Raw genomic sequence first — 15,622 nt, 5'->3', positions numbered from 1 at the left:
ATGGCTAATCGAGTACTGGTAACCGGCGGCACGGGCACCGTCGGGCGCATCGTCGTCGAACAACTTGTGGCCGCGGGCAAGGACGTCCGCGTGCTGAGCCGGGGACGGCGCCCGCAGCAATCCACCGACGTTCAGCACGTCGTCGGCGACGTGCAAACCGGCGACGGCTTGGACGCGGCGCTGGACGGCATCGACACGATCGTGCATTGCGTCTTTCCCAGCGAGCGCCTGGTCGCGGCGGCGAAACGAGCCGGCTCACCGCATCTGGTGTTCGTCTCCATCGTCGGAATCGACCGCATTCCATTCGCCTTCTACCGCGCCGTGCTCGCCAATGAACGCACGATCGCCGAGTCGGGCCTGCCGTGGACGGTGATGCGGGCCACCCAGTTTCACGATCTGATCGCGTTCCTTTTGCGGATCCTCGCGAAGCCGCCGGTGATGGCGCTGCCGGCGGGCTTGAGGTTCCAACCGGTCGACGTGCGCGACGTGGGCGCGCGGTTGGCCCAACTGGCGCTCGGCGAGCCCGTCGGGCGTGCACCGGATTTCGGCGGGCCGCAGCCGCGTGCGCTGGACGATCTCGCCCGCAGCTACCTGACGATCGTCGGAAAGCGCCGGCCAATCGTCCCGATCCGGTTGCCCGGCAAGGTCTTTCGCGGGATCGGCGCCGGCGGGCTGATGACCCCGGAACACGCCGACGGCACGATCACCTTCGAGCAGTACCTTCGCGAACAGGTCGACGCGGGTCAACGGCCGTACCGCGGCGCCATCCGCGCCTACCTGCCGCGCCCTCGGCTCAAGGGGTCGAGGTGAATGCCCGGCAGGCCGTGCTTCGCGCCGGAGTGTGGTTTCTCACATTCGTGGCGCTCGCCGTCGGACTCGTCGCGACGCTGGCCCCCCGAGCGTTCTACGATCACGTGCCCTGGGTGACCCTCGTGCCACCGTTCTCCGAACACCTGATGCGCGACTACGGCGCGATGAATCTCTCACTGGCGCTCGTATTCGTCGTCGCCGCAATAACGATGGAGCGCCGCATGGTCCGGGTCGCGCTGGGTGCGTACGTGCTGTTCGCGGTCCCGCACCTGATCTTTCATGTCAGCCACCTGGAGCACTTCACGACGGCCGACGCGGTCGCGCAGACGATCGTGCTCACCGTGGCCGTACTGCTGCCGGTTGCCCTGCTGATCCTCACGGCGGGACGACCGAGGCGAGCCGCCATAATGGAAGCAAATGACTGTCGTGAAGATCAGGCTCTTGGTGACCGTCGCGATTCTCGTTATATCGACGTTGGTGGGCTGCACGTTCCAGTCGAGGAACCCCCCGACCAGCACGACCCTTGAGGTCTCCATGGATGACGTGCTCAAGCAGAGCGTCATCACGCAGAACGCCACCGTTGCCGTCGGCAACACACTGACACTGAAGTTGGGCTCGAACTACACCACGCCGTATCGGTGGACGGCCGAAACGAAGATCGGCGACACGACGATCCTGAAGCAAACCAGTCACGAGTTTGTCCAGCCGAGCAGCGACAGGCTGGGGGCGCCCGGAACCGAAGTTTGGACATTCGCGGTGCTGAAGCCCGGGATCACCACGATCACCACCTACTACACCAGCTTCGTGGGCCGCGACCCGACGCCGAAGAGCACTTACAACGCGACGGTGACGGTGCGGTAGAAATTTGGCTGTGTTTGGTTTCCTTCGCAACTGGCCGCGGTTGAGCAATGTGCCCGCGGACCTGCGTGAGCAGCTCGAAGCCGAGGGTCTGATTTTCCTTGCGGGGAATGTCGGCGTGAGTCGGCATTTCAGCGGCCATGTCCCGGGTGTCTTTTCGGCCTCCGGGGTGTCCCGGTATAAGGGCGCGTTCGCCTTCAGCGACTCGCGGGTGGTCGCGACCTTTCCGGCGCGGGGGGATACCAACCTGCGGTCCATCGATTGCGGTTGGGACGCCGATATGGGACCGGCGACCGCGACAATCACCGGCAAAGGGCTGGTGATCGACATCGGGTTGCACGGCGTGGATCGCGCGTGCAGCGGCATGATGAAGCTCAATTACAAGAGGAAGATCCCCGACGAGGTGCTGGAGAAGCTGCCGAGCACGACGTTGCGCTTTCCGGTCGAGCCGGCCTTCGTCTATCGCGCCGCCGGCGTGCGTCCGAAGTAGATTGTGGCGCAATAGGTTTGTTATTCGGCGGGCCGCAGCATCCGGCCGGTGACGCGCGCCGAGAGCCCGCCGGGCATCAGGTGGCTGAACGTGGACGTGAACCGATTGCGCCAGCCGGGTACGACGACGGGCCGGCCTCGGTCGAGGGCTTTCAGGCCGGCCGCCACGACGGGCTCCGGTGCGGCGAGGCGTCGATAGATCGCGGTGTGCGAAACGTCGGATCCGAGCGCGTCGACGAACCCGGTGCGGGTTGGGCCAGGGCACAACGCCGTCACGGTGACTCCGGATTTTCGGGTCTCCGCCCACAAGGCCTGGCTGAGCGACAGCACGAATGCCTTCGACGCGCCGTAGGTGGCTTGGTAGGGGCCGGGCTGAAACGCGATGGTGGAGGCGACATTCAGGACTCCGCCGCGACCGCGCTTGAGCATTTGGGGGAGCACCGCGTGCGTGAGGCGCACCAGTGCGTCGACGTTGACGGCGACCAATTCGTGCTCGCGCTCGGTGTCGATGTCGGCGAATGGGCCGTAGGTGCCGAAGCCGGCGTTGTTGACCAGTACATCGACGTCCCGGTCGCCGAGGTGGGCGATCAGGGCGTCGACGCCGGCTTTGGTGCCGAGGTCGCCGACGACCAGGTCGGCTTGTTGACCGACATGTTGCGCGACCGCGCTGAGCCTCTGCTCGTCCCTTCCGGCGAGCACCAGGCTATGGCCGCGTTTCGCGAGTTGGTCGGCGAAGATTGCGCCCAGTCCTGAGCTGGCCCCGGTGATTACGGCGGTTGACATTTCTAAACTCCTTGATATCCAGCGGTTTTCACGGCTGGCCGGATGGCCAGGGCGTGGCTGACGAGACCGATTGCCGCACCCAAGATGGGCCAGATCGGCCAGAAGTACGCGACGCCGGTCGCTGCCCAGATGGTGAGCACGATGGCGGCCATCGCGACGAAGGCGGCGAGGTGGATGCGCACCCCGAGGCGGGCTGCCGCCCGGCGGGCGGCGCGGCGGCGAGGGTCGGCACGGCGGATGCGATTGAGGGGAAGGTCCGTCAGCAGCTGCTTTAGGTCTTCGGTGGTGTGTGCTTGGTACGCCGTCTGCAGGCGCTGGTCGTATTCGTGCAGTTCCAGGTAGCCCTGCGCGAGTGCCTGGCCGAGGCGTGCGGCCGTCCGCTGCCGGTCACGGTCGCCCGCGCGGTTGGTCTCGATCGTCGCCAGTTGCTTGCTCATTTCTGCTCCTCTGCGGGGATGTGAATAGCATTAACATAGTAGACAATGTTAATGTCGTCAACATGTCACGGAAAATTGCTTCGCCGCGCCGGGATAGCTACCACCACGGCGACCTGAAACGGGCGCTGACCAGCGCCGCGCTATCGCTGGTGGCCGAGAAGGGGCCGAAAGGGTTCACCCTCACCGAAGCGGCGCGGCGCGCCGGCGTCAGCGCGGCGGCCCCGTATCGGCACTTCGCCGACAAGGCCTCGTTGCTGGCGACGGTCGCCGAACAGGGGTTCCTCGAACTGCACGCCGAGCTGGCCGCCGCCGCCGAGGCCGTGGCGGATCCAAAGGCGCGGGTTGTCGAACTGGGCCGCGCTTATGTGCGGTGGGCCGTGAGCCATCGGGATCGCTATCAGGTGATGTTTGGTGCCGAGATTTCGAAGGCGGACCACCCGAGCCTGGCGGTTGCGGCGGAGCGGGCGTTCGGCGACCTGCTCGACGCGATAACGCAATGTGAGGAGACCGATGGCCAGGACCCGCGTTCGATTGCCGGCCCGCTGTGGTCGCTGGTGCACGGAGTCGCCTCGCTTGCCATCGGCGGCGAATTGCGTGCGGTGGGCATTGGCCAAGACCCGTCGGACATGGTTGAAGGCGTTGTGGCCCAATTGCTTTGAGGACGCGTAGACTTCGCCGGCATGGCTGCGTTCCATCGGCCGCTGGCGATCAGCGTCGCGGGGCTCATGCTTGCCGGCGTGGGCCTGGCCGTCACCGCGTTGGTCCCCGCGGTAGCGCACCATGAGACGGGTCAAGTGCTGGTGTACGTCGCGGTTGCGGTCGTCTTGACCGCCGTCGCGGTGATGGTGTTGCGCGGCTGGCGTTGGGTGATCCGGGTCGTCATCGTCGTACTCGCCGGGCAGCTCGTCGCGATCGCGGGCATCATCTTGGAGCTCAGCCACGGTATCGATGCCCGCAAAGCGGGCCAGTTGCGCCGGCTCGGGTTCGATCCGACGGCGGGCGTGGTCGTCAACTTGATCTATTCCAGCGTCGGGTTCGCGCTGTTCTGCTGGTTCGCGACGCGCTGGCTCGCGGCGCGGCGACGCCAATAGGCGAGATCGGCGTCAGTCCGCTGGGAAGAGCGCGTCGGGGTTGAGGATGCCTGCCGGGTCGAAGCTCCGCTTGATGCGGCGCATGAGCTCGACCTTGACCGGGTCCTCCAGCTCGAGGAAGTACGGCGTTTTGGCGCGGCCAAGGCCATGTTCGCCGGAGATCGCACCGCCCAATTCCATTGCCAGCGCGAAGATGTCGGTCAAAAGCTTCTTCCGACTCGACGGGTCCTTGCAGATGATGGCCAGGTGCACGTTGCCGTCACCGGCGTGCCCGCAGCCCGCCGCGGCGCCGCCCGCGGCCACCGCCAGATCGCGTGCGGTAGAAAGGAATTTGGGCATCGCGGAGCGCGGCACGACGGTGTCGATGATGTCGTCGGCGCCGATCGCCTTGGCCGTCCAAAACGCCTTCTCGCGTGCCTCGATCAACCGGCGGGCCGCGCTTCCCTCGAGCACGTAGGCGTCGACGGCACCCAGCTCGGCGACCAGCTCGCCGGCACGCTCGACGTCCTCGCCCAGGCGGTCCGCAGTGCGGTTCTCAAGCGCCACAACGAGATACGCTTGACAGCTGTCGCGGACAGAGTCCGGAATGCCGAGCTCGAGGTTCTGGGTATGGACGAGGGCGGCCATCGTCATGTTGTCGATGTACTCGAGGATGTAGGGCACCAACCCGCTGGCCAGGATGCGAGGCACCGCCTGCATGACTTGGTCGAAGTCGGCGAACGGGGCGAGGACCGTGGCGCTGTGATCGAGGCGCGGATGAAGCTTGACGATCACCTCGGTGGCCAGGGCCAGGGTGCCTTCGGAGCCCACGATGAGCTGGGTCAGGTCGTAGCCGGTGGAGACCTTGGCGATCTTGCCGCCGGTCCGGATGAGCTCGCCGGTCGGCAGCGCGGCCTGCAGCCCGAGCACGTTGTGGCGGGCGATTCCGTACTTGACCGCGCGCATGCCGCCGGCGTTGGTTCCCACGTTTCCCCCGACGCTGGAGGACAGCTCGCCCGGGTGAACCATGTAGCTCAGCCCGGAGTCGACGGTCGCGTCGTCCAGATCGGTCAGCGTCACGCCCGGTTGGACCACGGCGACCTGGTTGGTCGTATCGACCTCGAGGACCGCGTTCATCCGCTCGAAGGAGATGACCAGCCCGCCCTCGCGTGGTATCGCGGCGCCCGACAGCCCGGTCCCGGATCCGCGCCCCGTCACCGGAACCTGGTGCTGCGTGGCGGTTTTGAGCAGTTGCGCGACCTCGTCGGCGGATGCCGGTTTCGCGACCCACCCCGGTTTCTGCGGCGCCGACGTCAACACCTCGTCGTGGAAGTAGTCGTCGGGGATGGCGTCGCCGGTCAGCAGGTTGTGGGTCCCGACGATTTCCGCGAAGCGCGCCGTCATGTCGCTCATCGTAATTGGGATCGGTAGTGGTCCGGCCGGTGTGTAGTTACCGCATGACTTTGAAGAGGCTCGTCGCCGGGGCACTGGTATCGGGCGCCATCGCCACCGCGGGGTTGGGGATGGCGGTGGGCGTTGCCCACGCAGATCCCTTTGGCCACGTCGGCGGAAACTGCCCGGCGGGCCATACGTGCGGTCACTGGTGTCCCGGCGAGCGGATTCCGGACAACTTCATCAACTGGAACATGGGCGTGTGCCACGAGTACTACTACGACTATCGTGGTGTCGTCGATACCGGCAATGGAGCCGTATATGGCTGGCCGAGCGGACCGATCAACGCTCCGCCGCGGCACACCGGCCCTCCCAACTTCAACTGCGGCCTGTTCTGGTGCCCAGTGCCGCCGCACGCGTGAGCTGGCGCACGTTATGTCGACGCCGGATTTGGGAATCCGCCGGGCTGGACCTGTTCGAGCTGACGGAAGGATTTTCGATTGTCCTCTACCCGGTTCGGGCGATACGAGCTGCAAGCACTGATCGGCAGCGGTGCGCTGGGCGAGGTCTATCGGGCCTACGACACGGTTAAGGATCGGCGCGTCGCGCTCAAGCTGTTACGTGCCGAGAGGGCCGCGGATCCTGGCTTCCAGCAACGCTTTTACCAAGCATGCCGGGCGACGGCGCGCTTGCAGGAACCCCACGTCATCCCGGTGCATGACTTCGGCGAGATCGACGGGGTGCACTACCTCGACATGCACCTGGTCGAGGGCGGTAGCCTGCGCGACCTGCTGTGCGAGCGGGGCCCGCTGGAATCCTCGCGCGCTGCCTCGATCACGGCGCAGGTGGCGCGTGCGCTGGACGCGGCGCACGCCGCTGGCCTGACGCACCTTGACGTCAAACCGGAAAACATCCTGCTCACGCGCGACCACTTCGCGTACGTCGTCGACTTCGGCATCGCGCATGCCGGCGGCGACGCGACGATGTCGCGCACCTACATGGCGCCCGAACGGTTCACCAGCGGGCGGATCGGGCCGCAGACCGACGTGTATTCGCTGGCGTGCGTGCTCTACGAATGCCTCACGGGACAGCCGGCGTTCGAGGGCTCGGATCCGCAAGAACTGAAGAGCGCACACCTGCTGTCCCCGGCGCCGCGCCCCAGCATCATGCGCCGCGGCGTCGGCCGGGCCTTCGACGACGTCGTCGCACGGGGCATGGCCAAGCAGCGCGCGGGGCGGTTCGCGTCCGCAGGTGAGCTGGCCCGGGCGGCCAGCGAGGCGGTGTCCTCGGCCGACGAGCGGATTCCCGTTGCGGCGGGGCAGAGCGTGCCGCCGCGCACGCGGCCGTTCGCGGCGTTCTATCCCAATCCCGATGACACCGGCTCGAGCCCCTACCCGCCCGCGGAGTCGACGCCGGAGCGGCGGGCCCGCCCGCTGACGATCGGCCGGGCGCCGCTTGTGCTGACGGTGGCCGCGGTGGTCGCGTTGGTTGTCGGGCTGGTCGTGGCGGTGGGATCCGTGGTCTTCACACCCCGCAACGGCGCCGTGCCGTCGCACACTCAGCGGGCTGCACCTCCGCCGAGCGCGCCGGTGCCGAAGACGCCGTCGCTATCGCGCCCGGTGAAGGGCGCTGACGGGTTGGGGTTCGTCGGCGAGACGGCGCGGTGCGATCCGGGCAACCCGCCGGCCGCCGTGGTGCGCACCGCTCAGTCACTCGCGGTGGTGTGTGAAAACCTCAGCGGCAGTTACTACTACCGCGGTGAGCGGATCCGCGACGGCGCCCACATCGAGCTGTCCAACGCCGAACGCGCGAGCGACGGGTTCGACGTCACGAATCCGCTCAACGGCGTCCGCTACGAGGTGCGCCCCGAACGGCTGAGGATCATCAGTGGTGAGCACGTCGATTCGTCGGAGCCGGTGCTGCAGTACGCCACAGCCAGCTAACGGGTGAGCCGGTTTACGCGACCTGCGATGGCGATGCGGGATGAGCCCGGCTTAGCCCAAACCGGCCATCGACTGCGGCGTGTTCTTGTCGCCAGATGGCGGATTGCGCCGAGAAAACCGGCTGGGCGGGCTGCGGATGCTGCTGGAGTCGGTCGAACCTATCCAGCCGATGCATGGGCGTAACCGTGATCCGCGTCATGTTCCAGAGTTCGCGAATGAAATTGCCTGGGGTGCGCCGTAATTCCGGTCCGCCGACATACCGGCGCGCGATGGTCAGGAAGTCCTCTGGTTCGACGCCGGCGACATCACGGACATGGGTCGTCGGGCCGCCGACTTCCCAGGTCCCCAGGCCATACTCCGGCCCGTAGTGGCGCATGCCGGACTGGAAGAACTCGTCGAAACCGAATCGTTTTCCGTTCGCGCGCAAGGCCTTCATGAACATCCGCGGCGGGATGTCGATGTGACGCACCCGCCGGCCCAACGCCTCACCTATCGCGTCGGCGATCTCCGCTCCGGTTAGCAGAGTCGGCCCGGTCGGGCGGTAGGCCCGCCCGTCGTGACGGTGCGGGTCAAGCAGGGCACCGACGGCGACGCGTGCGATGTCCTCGTTGGACGGCGGGGCATTGCGGCCTCCGCCGGTCGGCACCGGCAACACGCCGAGCTGCGCAGCGACCGAGAGCAGGTTCAGGTAGCCGTCGGCGAAGTAGCCGGGATCAACCGCGACGTGGGCGGTGTTCGGCAGCAGCTCAAACAACTTGTCGGTCAGCCAGGCATGCCTCGTCATCAACGAGGGGTGCTCGGGGCTGGCCAGCCATTGCCCAAGCGCCACCACGGCTTCCACTCCAGCCCGCTGTGCCGCGACCGCGAAGGCCACCGCGCTGTCGAGTACGTGAGGATGCCACGGGGGATTGAAGTAGAGGCGGTCGACACCGTCCGTCGCGGCCGTAACCTGGTGAATGTCGAACATATCGGCGACGACGACCTCGGCGCCCAGCTCCCGCAAGCGGGCGCTGCGTGCATCCTCGCGGTGCACCAAAGCCCTTGTCGGAACGCCCTTTTCCAATAGTTGAGTGGCTACCGCGCCGCCAATCTTGCCGGTGGCTCCTGTCACCAGCACGCGTGAGTCTGTCATCGGACTGTCCTTCCACTAATCGGTACTTCGAACCAGTAGCGCAATGTGACCACTGGTTACATTGCAGTATGCGACGGCATGTGACCGTTGTCAACATCGAGTCGGTGTGGGATTCTGGCGAGCATGACCCCAGCTGGCGGCGGCCCGGAGCGCCAAAAGCCCTACCACCACGGCGCGCTGAACTCGGCGTTGGTGGAGGCGAGCATCGAGCTGGCTCGTGAAGGCGGACCCGATCGGGTCATCCTGCGCGAGGCCGCCCGGGCGGCCGGGGTGTCGCACTCGGCCGCATACCGTCATTTCGCCGACCGTGAAGCACTGCTGGACGAGGTGTCGCGGCATGCGCGCAGCGAGCTTGCCGCCGAGATGCGCCGACGCGTTGCCCGCGCCAGAGCTCCCCGCCAGCGACTGCGCGCGGTTGGTACGGCCTACATTGACTTCGCGTTGACCGAGCCCGGACTGTTCCGAACCGCGTTTACCTCGCATCCCGCCACTGCGCCCGCCGGGGATCAGGCTCGCGCGAGCGCCGGATCACCACGTGATGGTGCCGATCCCTTCGAGATCCTCAGCGACGTGCTCGACCAATGCCAAGCCGCCGGACTGCTGGACCCACGCCGCAGGCCCGGAGCCGAGATTGCGGTCTGGTCGGCGGTGCACGGCCTCGCGAACCTCCTGCTGGACGGGCCATTACCCAAAACTGCGGCCGGCATCGAATTCGCGCAGCGGCAAGTGTGGGAGCTTATCGAGCGCGGACTGCTCGACAGCGGCTCGTCATGATTCCGCGCGAGCCATCACCAGGGGCGCGGTGTGCGCCTGCTCGCTCCCGGCGTGAAGGTGACCGGTAGCTGGCCCAGCCCGGTCATGCTCGGGTTGCTCATGTATTGGTGGGTATTTTCGACGTCGACCCGGTAGTCGGGGATGCGGTCGAGCACCGCCTTCACCATCACTTCGGACATCAGGCGCGCCAGGTGGGATCCGATGCAGCGATGCGGCCCGAGCCCAAAGGCGAGGTGGCGGTTGGGCATTCGATCGAGGATGACGTCGTCGGGTCGCTCGAATTCTTGTTCGTCGTGGTTGGCGGATAGCCAGCTGATGATCACCCGGTCGTTCTTGCGGAGGTGTTGGCCGTCGAGCTCGACGTCGCGGGTGACCGTGCGGCTCAGTGACTTGTTGACCGAGAAGTAGCGCAGGAATTCGTCGGTGGCCGTGCGGTAGAGCTCGGGGTGGTCGATGAGTTGTTGGCGTAGCTCGGGATGGGTGCCCAGGTGTTTGAGCGTGAGCGCGGTCTGGGAGGTGGTGGTGTCGACACCGCCGCCGATGAGGTTCCAGATGATGTTGAGCAGCTGTTCGTCGGTGAGGCGCTGGCCGTCGAATTCGAACTGGATGAGGAAGCTGGTCAGGTCTTCTCGGGCGTCGGCGCGTCGGGCCGCCGCGAACTCGAGGACCTCTTGCATCATGGCGGGGACTTTGGCGATGGCGTTGGCGTACTCGTCGCTGTCCTGGGGGACGGCCATGACGGAGTGGAAGAGGTTGGCGTAGAGGTGCCAGTTGTCGTAGGGCAGGCCCATCAGCTTCATCGTGAGGATGGCCGGGACCGGGCTGGCGTAGTCGAGGACGAGGTCCATCCGTCCATCGGTGATCTTCTGGTCGAGGAACCAGTGCGCGGACTGCTCCATGAAGGGCTTGAGTTTTTCGACGGCGCCCGGGGAGAAGAACGGCGCCAGCGCGTGGCGCAGGGCCAGGTGATAGTCGCCGTCGACCTCGCCGATGCCCAGGGCCGGTTGGCCGTCGGGGCGCGGCACGCCCATCTCGCCCTGGTAGTCGACGCCGTTGTCGGCGTTGGGGTCGTATCTATGCGAGAAGGTGTCGTCGTCGCGGGCGGTCTGGCTGACGGCGTCGTAGCTGCTGAGGTACCAGAATCCGTCGTAGTTCTGGTTCCAGGCGACGGGGCATTTCTGCCGCAGCTCGGCGTTGATCTGCTGCTGGTTGAGGTTGAACTCGTCGGAATGGTGGTCGAAGTCGACGATGGAGTCGGGTTCGACCTCCGGGCGGGTTGTCATCTGGGAGTCCTCCACCGCGACGGGACTTCTGCTTTTTGCACTATCTTTGCATTATTACGCGCGTGGGTTCTGCCGAGAAAGGCCACGATGAGTAGTCACCGGACGACCTTCAACCACGTCGGATTGTGTGTCTCCGATCGCGAGCGGTCGCGGCGGTTCTACGAGCAGGTGCTCGGGTTTCAGTTCTGGTGGGAGCTTGATCCGCCCGACGGCCCCACCGCCAAGCTTGTGCAGCTTCCCGAGCCGCTCGGGGTGCACGCGACCTACTTGGTGCGCGACGGCTTTGTGCTCGAGCTCATGGACTACTCGAAGCGTCAGGTTCACACCGGATCGGAACGCGTCATGGATCAGATTGGCCTGACACACATCTCGTTTTCAGTATCCGATCTTGGTGGCGCGTTGGAGAAGGCCGAGGAGTTCGGGGGAGCGGTGGTCGATGAGACCGTCACGGAGGCAATGGCGATGATCCGCGATCCGGATGGGCAGCTGCTGGAGCTGCTTTCGGACGAATGGCTTTCGGTTTTGCCCGCTCGGCCAGTGGGGTTTATTTAGCGCGGTCGAGGTGCGCCAGAACCCGAGACCGCGCTATCGGAGCGAACGCGGTGGGAGCGACTGTATGTCGATTTTTGCCCTCAAGCGACTCGAACAGGTCGGCCGGTTAACCAGAGCCTTTGCTTTGCAAACTGCACACGAGTCACTGAATGCTGTCGTGTTTCGCTAGGTTATGGCGCGCGCAGAGAAGCTGGATGTTCTCGGTTACGAGTGACGAGCCCCCGCGCGAGTATGGAATGATGTGGTCGAAGTGTAAGTTTTGGCTGCTGCCGCATTCCACACACTTGCCACGATCGCGCTTCCATACGGCCAGTTTCACCTCCCTTGGGATCAATCGATTCTGCTCGAGACGAGGCTCGCGAAGATCGACAACCGGCGTTGCTCCCGGATCTGTTTCCAAGCGAAACTTGAATACCTGCCGTCCTTTAGATTGCTCTCGCCACCCGTCCATCAGCAAGAAAGTGCCGTTGAATGTCCATATGCCTTCCCGCATCTTTTCGTACACTCGGACAAGCTCCGCGGGCTCGCCTGATTGTCGGTGTCGCAATGCAGCTTGTAGGAATAACCCATTCTCAGTCAGTGCACCGCTAGGCCTTCGCTCAGGCTGATCTAGTGTCTTCGGATCCGGGCCGTTGGCAGTCCTGGGCGTGTTGTGGCCTTCGTAGATAAGCACGTGACCATCCGCTTCGATTCGGTCGTCGTAAGGTGCGCCCGGCCGCCGGCTCATCAGAATCACGGACGGTCGGTGGCTGGTCCGATAGTTCATGCCGCGCTGGAGGTTTTCGCCTTCTTCGGAGCACATCTCGACATACGAAATTATTTCCCCTGGTGCAAACACAGGTGCATCGTAGCCGCGCGTGTCCCTCGCTGGGTGCATGCTCCCGACAAGGCGGTATTAGAGCACGAGTCGTACAAGAGGTTCGGCTTGTTGGGTGGCAGACCCGTGATGGCCGCATCGAATACTCGGTGTGGTTCGCCGTGACCGCGATATTGATGACGAACGAAGCAGACCTGGTCCGTGCAGGAATCGTGGGCGCGTTGGAAGCGGCCGAGCGGAACAACGCCGAGCAGAACCACACCGAGTAATGGCGGATTATCGGCATCGGCAGACCAAGCCTCTGGCACCGCCGTTGACACATTGTTAGGTAGAATTCAGCTACACCGACAAGCCGAAACACGACCGACGTGTCCGCTGCGACTGGCGTCACAGCGCTGATGATGGCAGCCATCGTTAACCAGTGGATTGACCCCGAGGGTTTCCTCGCGGTCTTCGTGATCACGGAGATGATTCATCTGCTGTCGGCATCGGCTAGGAAGGGAGGTGGGGTTATGGCAAGAGTCGCACGCACCCTGAAGAACCTCGCCATCTCAGCCTGGGACGCCACCGCACTGTCCAGGGTCACCCTGCTGATGGGCCCGTGAAATCGGGCGAAACAGCGTTGATCTCGGCGCATCTTGCCACCATGGCGCCGAGATCAACGGTCGAATTTGTCGACCCTTGGGTTGACATTGGTACCAATGGCTGGAGGAACTACGACGCCATCGTCGAGGATCGTGGTGAATTGCGACTTCGCTGGTTCTGCGACTAATAGTCGCAATTGCAGTCGGACACGGTAACGACAAAACGTCTGCTGGCAGTGTCAACGTTGAGGGTTCGGAGCGGGAAGCTTGATAACCCAGCACGGGGAGAACCGGCTCCGACCCCGTTGGGTGCGGGTTCAGAGATCTTGCCGGAGAGTCAGGCTGGTGGCGCGTCTATCACGAATTAGCGCTGCGACATGTGCAGCCATGCACTAGTGCTCAGCAACTCGACGAGCATGCCGACTCCAACGTGTGACCGCCGTCAGCAGATGTCAGCACTCGGCATTCCTACTTTGTGAGGAAACCTCGCAGCGAGTCGCGGCACATGACTTTACTTCTGACGTATCTGATCCGAATCCGCAGTGACATAGAGATTGTGAAACGCCTCTCTCATTGTGCCGCTTGCTTTCTCGTTCGAGTCGAGTATTCCCGTTACGGGTTCTAATGCATGCAGTTGTCTATGACGATTCATGATGATCATCGCGTAGAAGACTACGGCGCTGAGAGAATCTATTAATTGCTGCGTATCGACAGCAACGAGGTCCCCTTCGCTGAATCCAAGCCGTTTCGCCTTCTGAACAAACTGCGGATCAGCGACGCCAGCCCGATGCGCCCAGACATGTCTGATCATCTGACAGTGGTAAACCTGATCCTTGATCTCTTGAGGTACCGGGCCACTCAGATCGAGGTACTTGAGGATCGCCTCGCACCGGGAGACGCCTGCACCTTTCCCGACAGCATCCTTGATGCCGTCCAACACGACTTCCGCCTTGTCCTCACCGTCTGCGAAGAGCTGAGTTATCGGGACCTTTATTCTCGAAATATCCTTGTCTCTCAGAGTCTCTGGGCGCTCGACGATCAGTGCCTTTACGAAGTCATCAAACGAGGACTCGAATGCGCTCCATATGGCGACGATGATCAGACCATAGCGGCGGGGATCTTCGCGGTCGGGATCCAACTGTTGACGCAGCTTCTGCGTGAGCTTGTCATCCGGACCGGTATCTCCACGCTCCGCCTTTCCCTCATCCATGAGGTACGTAAGGAACGAGGTACCTACCTTCGTCAGAATCCCGCCGATCGCTCCGCCCATTCCGCTTGCGAGCGTGCCCATGAGAACCGCAAGGAGGTTGGTGATTGCATCAGCGGCAGGAGTTTCGAGCCACTCATCTTGTGTCATGTTTCGCACTCTTAGTCCCTGGTATTCGCGCGGATTACTGCGGGTTTTCGGCTGGCCGATACTGCGGAGCCAATGACGCTACGGCGTCTGCCAGACCTGCCGGATAGTTACGGACTCGCTTGGGGTCGGGTCGGGGTCCAATCGACTGTGCCTCGTACAGCGACACTGCGGACTCGGTCATGCGGATGGCGTTGCCAAAAGAGTCAAGAGTGATCGCCAATAGGGGTGAGTCGTCTAATTCTTTGTCGTCAAGCACGTAACCCATCAGCCACTTGAACCCGTGCACAAACCCTGAGCCCAGCGAGTAGAAGCTCTTCGCGCTGCGTGGGTGCATTACGGTGTCCAACTCGGGGTCGGCCTTGCGCGGTAAGTGCTTGTCCATCCACGATTCCGCATCTTCAACCAATTTGAGTGGTCCCCCGCTCGGCCCGGTGATCGCCTCTGCGGGCAGCGCGGCTACCTTGGCGTGCCGAGCGGCCACCCGTGCGCGACGCTTGTCAAAGTTGGCCCGATCTGCTTCGGCCAACGGATCTGTACGCGACGCCAGAGCCTCGGCCTCAAGTTTTTCGAATTCCTCTTGTCGGCCACGCTCCGCCTTCAGGAACCCGTAGCAGCGGCGAATCCGTTCGTCCGTGTCCGTCTCGCTGATTAGCCAGAGTGTCTTGGCCGACGATTCCATAGCGATTCGGCACAGCGCCGCTGTCGCTGAGGTTCGGATTTGTCCCTGCATCAGTGCGAGCGCGATCACCTCTGCCGCCGCCACCAGGTGCTCGCTTGCGTTCATAACTGGGTAGAGCGCGGTTGAACTAACCAGATTTGGCTCATCCTCAAGCGTGACTGAAGCGTTGTCGTGCGCGAGTCGGCTGTCGCTGTGAATCGGGTTCGGCCGCAAACCCCACGCCAGGAAGTTCTTGGCTTGCTTGGCGCGCTCACCAATAAGCGCAAGGAACATCGCCCGCATCAGCCCGTGCGCGCCGTCGGGGTACTTGGCCTTCAGCTTGTCCCAATCAATCTCCGAGAAATCAGGCCGTTGAGCGGGACCACCCGGTGCGCCCGGTGGCGGCATCTTGATGCCAAACGCCTCCGGACCCGGCTCTCGGTCGGCGCTCGCTTGACGGCGCCGCTTCTCCCGCTCTTGCCTTCGCTGCTTTGCGGCTTTGTTGTCTCCACGCTTGGCCATCATGCTCACCCTCCCACCATCTGCGTCGATACAACCGGCCCTTACCATCGGCGCACGCCCCGAGGATCCGCGCCGCCACGATGCCCAGATCAGCTTGCCGCAGATGTTGCCTCAATATGGTCGTCGCAATATTCGGTTTCCTGGTCTCAGCCCGGCCTCCG

At 64.1% G+C, this 15,622-nt stretch carries 18 protein-coding genes and 1 other RNA gene; 11 read left to right on the top strand and 8 right to left on the bottom strand.

Going from position 1 to position 15,622, the window contains the following annotated elements; translation table 11 throughout:
- From A5747_RS03910 to A5747_RS03895, 4 genes are read left to right on the top strand one after another with little or no spacing between them, the layout of a single operon-like run.
- Positions 1-810 (top strand): SDR family oxidoreductase, encoded by an 810-nt coding sequence (locus tag A5747_RS03910; protein WP_076122343.1) that lies wholly within the window; start codon positions 1-3, stop codon positions 808-810.
- Complete coding sequence (locus A5747_RS03905; RefSeq protein ID WP_233147939.1) at positions 807-1,337, top strand: hypothetical protein; 531 nt, start codon at positions 807-809, stop codon at positions 1,335-1,337. Before A5747_RS03910 ends, A5747_RS03905 begins: the two co-directional genes overlap by 4 nt.
- On the top strand, positions 1,237-1,671 hold the full coding sequence (locus A5747_RS03900; RefSeq protein WP_076061065.1) for a protease inhibitor I42 family protein: 435 nt from the start codon (positions 1,237-1,239) through the stop codon (positions 1,669-1,671). Before A5747_RS03905 ends, A5747_RS03900 begins: the two co-directional genes overlap by 101 nt.
- A gap of 10 nt (positions 1,672-1,681) precedes the next feature.
- A complete protein-coding gene (locus tag A5747_RS03895; protein ID WP_083700084.1) occupies positions 1,682-2,158 on the top strand; it encodes a hypothetical protein in 477 nt (158 codons plus the stop codon).
- A 20-nt stretch (positions 2,159-2,178) separates the two neighbouring features.
- Here the strand turns inward: A5747_RS03895 and A5747_RS03890 are convergent, their stop codons facing one another.
- Both A5747_RS03890 and A5747_RS03885 read right to left on the bottom strand, forming a co-directional pair.
- Positions 2,179-2,940 carry an SDR family oxidoreductase gene (locus tag A5747_RS03890; RefSeq protein WP_076122341.1) on the bottom strand — a complete coding sequence of 254 codons (762 nt, stop codon included), beginning with the start codon at positions 2,938-2,940 and terminating at the stop codon, positions 2,179-2,181.
- Positions 2,941-2,942: 2 nt separating this feature from the next.
- A complete protein-coding gene (locus tag A5747_RS03885) occupies positions 2,943-3,377 on the bottom strand; it encodes a DUF1707 domain-containing protein (protein ID WP_076122340.1) in 435 nt (144 codons plus the stop codon).
- A gap of 62 nt (positions 3,378-3,439) precedes the next feature.
- Between A5747_RS03885 and A5747_RS03880 the strand changes: the two genes are divergently transcribed.
- Positions 3,440-4,036, top strand: a complete 597-nt coding sequence (locus A5747_RS03880) for a TetR/AcrR family transcriptional regulator (protein WP_076122339.1) — start codon at positions 3,440-3,442, stop codon at positions 4,034-4,036.
- A 21-nt stretch (positions 4,037-4,057) separates the two neighbouring features.
- A complete protein-coding gene (locus A5747_RS03875) occupies positions 4,058-4,468 on the top strand; it encodes a hypothetical protein (RefSeq protein WP_076122338.1) in 411 nt (136 codons plus the stop codon).
- Between the two features lie 12 nt (positions 4,469-4,480).
- Here A5747_RS03875 and A5747_RS03870 read toward each other — a convergent pair whose 3' ends face one another.
- The gene (locus A5747_RS03870; RefSeq protein ID WP_076122337.1) at positions 4,481-5,860 is read right to left on the bottom strand and encodes an FAD-binding oxidoreductase; all 1,380 of its coding nucleotides are present in this window, start codon (positions 5,858-5,860) and stop codon (positions 4,481-4,483) included.
- Between the two features lie 44 nt (positions 5,861-5,904).
- Here A5747_RS03870 and A5747_RS03865 point away from each other — a divergent pair, with 44 nt between their 5' ends.
- Together A5747_RS03865 and A5747_RS03860 are read left to right on the top strand one after the other, a co-directional pair.
- The gene (locus A5747_RS03865) at positions 5,905-6,261 is read left to right on the top strand and encodes a hypothetical protein (protein WP_076122336.1); all 357 of its coding nucleotides are present in this window, start codon (positions 5,905-5,907) and stop codon (positions 6,259-6,261) included.
- A 78-nt stretch (positions 6,262-6,339) separates the two neighbouring features.
- Positions 6,340-7,782: a serine/threonine-protein kinase gene (locus tag A5747_RS03860; RefSeq protein ID WP_076122335.1), complete on the top strand. Its 1,443-nt coding sequence runs from the start codon at positions 6,340-6,342 to the stop codon at positions 7,780-7,782.
- A 13-nt stretch (positions 7,783-7,795) separates the two neighbouring features.
- Here A5747_RS03860 and A5747_RS03855 read toward each other — a convergent pair whose 3' ends face one another.
- The gene (locus A5747_RS03855; protein ID WP_076122334.1) at positions 7,796-8,914 is read right to left on the bottom strand and encodes an NmrA family NAD(P)-binding protein; all 1,119 of its coding nucleotides are present in this window, start codon (positions 8,912-8,914) and stop codon (positions 7,796-7,798) included.
- 123 nt (positions 8,915-9,037) lie between these two features.
- Here A5747_RS03855 and A5747_RS03850 point away from each other — a divergent pair, with 123 nt between their 5' ends.
- Positions 9,038-9,688, top strand: a complete 651-nt coding sequence (locus tag A5747_RS03850) for a TetR/AcrR family transcriptional regulator (RefSeq protein ID WP_076122333.1) — start codon at positions 9,038-9,040, stop codon at positions 9,686-9,688.
- Positions 9,689-9,702: 14 nt separating this feature from the next.
- Here the strand turns inward: A5747_RS03850 and A5747_RS03845 are convergent, their stop codons facing one another.
- Positions 9,703-10,971, bottom strand: coding sequence for a cytochrome P450 (locus A5747_RS03845; protein ID WP_076122332.1), 1,269 nt, complete (start codon positions 10,969-10,971; stop codon positions 9,703-9,705).
- 87 nt (positions 10,972-11,058) lie between these two features.
- Here A5747_RS03845 and A5747_RS03840 point away from each other — a divergent pair, with 87 nt between their 5' ends.
- On the top strand, positions 11,059-11,523 hold the full coding sequence (locus A5747_RS03840; protein WP_076122331.1) for a VOC family protein: 465 nt from the start codon (positions 11,059-11,061) through the stop codon (positions 11,521-11,523).
- A 142-nt stretch (positions 11,524-11,665) separates the two neighbouring features.
- Here the strand turns inward: A5747_RS03840 and A5747_RS03835 are convergent, their stop codons facing one another.
- Positions 11,666-12,361 (bottom strand): HNH endonuclease, encoded by a 696-nt coding sequence (locus tag A5747_RS03835; RefSeq protein WP_233147937.1) that lies wholly within the window; start codon positions 12,359-12,361, stop codon positions 11,666-11,668.
- A 329-nt stretch (positions 12,362-12,690) separates the two neighbouring features.
- Between A5747_RS03835 and A5747_RS03830 the strand changes: the two genes are divergently transcribed.
- An RNA gene (locus A5747_RS03830) (hammerhead ribozyme type II) lies at positions 12,691-12,754 on the top strand.
- Between the two features lie 681 nt (positions 12,755-13,435).
- Here A5747_RS03830 and A5747_RS03820 read toward each other — a convergent pair.
- Positions 13,436-14,281, bottom strand: a complete 846-nt coding sequence (locus tag A5747_RS03820; protein WP_076122328.1) for a hypothetical protein — start codon at positions 14,279-14,281, stop codon at positions 13,436-13,438.
- Between the two features lie 34 nt (positions 14,282-14,315).
- The gene (locus A5747_RS25340; RefSeq protein WP_233147936.1) at positions 14,316-15,470 is read right to left on the bottom strand and encodes a hypothetical protein; all 1,155 of its coding nucleotides are present in this window, start codon (positions 15,468-15,470) and stop codon (positions 14,316-14,318) included.
- Positions 15,471-15,622: the final 152 nt, after the last annotated feature.

This window comes from Mycobacterium sp. IS-836 (assembly GCF_001954275.1).
Taxonomy (GTDB): domain Bacteria; phylum Actinomycetota; class Actinomycetes; order Mycobacteriales; family Mycobacteriaceae; genus Mycobacterium.
The sequence above is the reverse complement of the archived record's forward strand: the minus strand, read 5'-3'. Positions and strand labels throughout refer to the sequence as shown.

What these genes read in the sequence shown, in the direction of transcription:
- A5747_RS03870 (WP_076122337.1), bottom strand. Translation starts at nt 5,860, where the DNA reads ATGAGCGACATGACGGCGCGCTTCGCGGAAATCGTCGGGACCCACAAC.
- A5747_RS03875 (WP_076122338.1), top strand. Translation starts at nt 4,058, where the DNA reads ATGGCTGCGTTCCATCGGCCGCTGGCGATCAGCGTCGCGGGGCTCATG.
- A5747_RS03910 (WP_076122343.1), top strand. Translation starts at nt 1, where the DNA reads ATGGCTAATCGAGTACTGGTAACCGGCGGCACGGGCACCGTCGGGCGC.
- A5747_RS03850 (WP_076122333.1), top strand. Translation starts at nt 9,038, where the DNA reads ATGACCCCAGCTGGCGGCGGCCCGGAGCGCCAAAAGCCCTACCACCAC.
- A5747_RS03840 (WP_076122331.1), top strand. Translation starts at nt 11,059, where the DNA reads ATGAGTAGTCACCGGACGACCTTCAACCACGTCGGATTGTGTGTCTCC.
- A5747_RS03865 (WP_076122336.1), top strand. Translation starts at nt 5,905, where the DNA reads ATGACTTTGAAGAGGCTCGTCGCCGGGGCACTGGTATCGGGCGCCATC.
- A5747_RS03845 (WP_076122332.1), bottom strand. Translation starts at nt 10,971, where the DNA reads ATGACAACCCGCCCGGAGGTCGAACCCGACTCCATCGTCGACTTCGAC.
- A5747_RS03880 (WP_076122339.1), top strand. Translation starts at nt 3,440, where the DNA reads ATGTCACGGAAAATTGCTTCGCCGCGCCGGGATAGCTACCACCACGGC.
- A5747_RS03855 (WP_076122334.1), bottom strand. Translation starts at nt 8,914, where the DNA reads ATGACAGACTCACGCGTGCTGGTGACAGGAGCCACCGGCAAGATTGGC.
- A5747_RS03820 (WP_076122328.1), bottom strand. Translation starts at nt 14,281, where the DNA reads ATGACACAAGATGAGTGGCTCGAAACTCCTGCCGCTGATGCAATCACC.
- A5747_RS03890 (WP_076122341.1), bottom strand. Translation starts at nt 2,940, where the DNA reads ATGTCAACCGCCGTAATCACCGGGGCCAGCTCAGGACTGGGCGCAATC.
- A5747_RS03885 (WP_076122340.1), bottom strand. Translation starts at nt 3,377, where the DNA reads ATGAGCAAGCAACTGGCGACGATCGAGACCAACCGCGCGGGCGACCGT.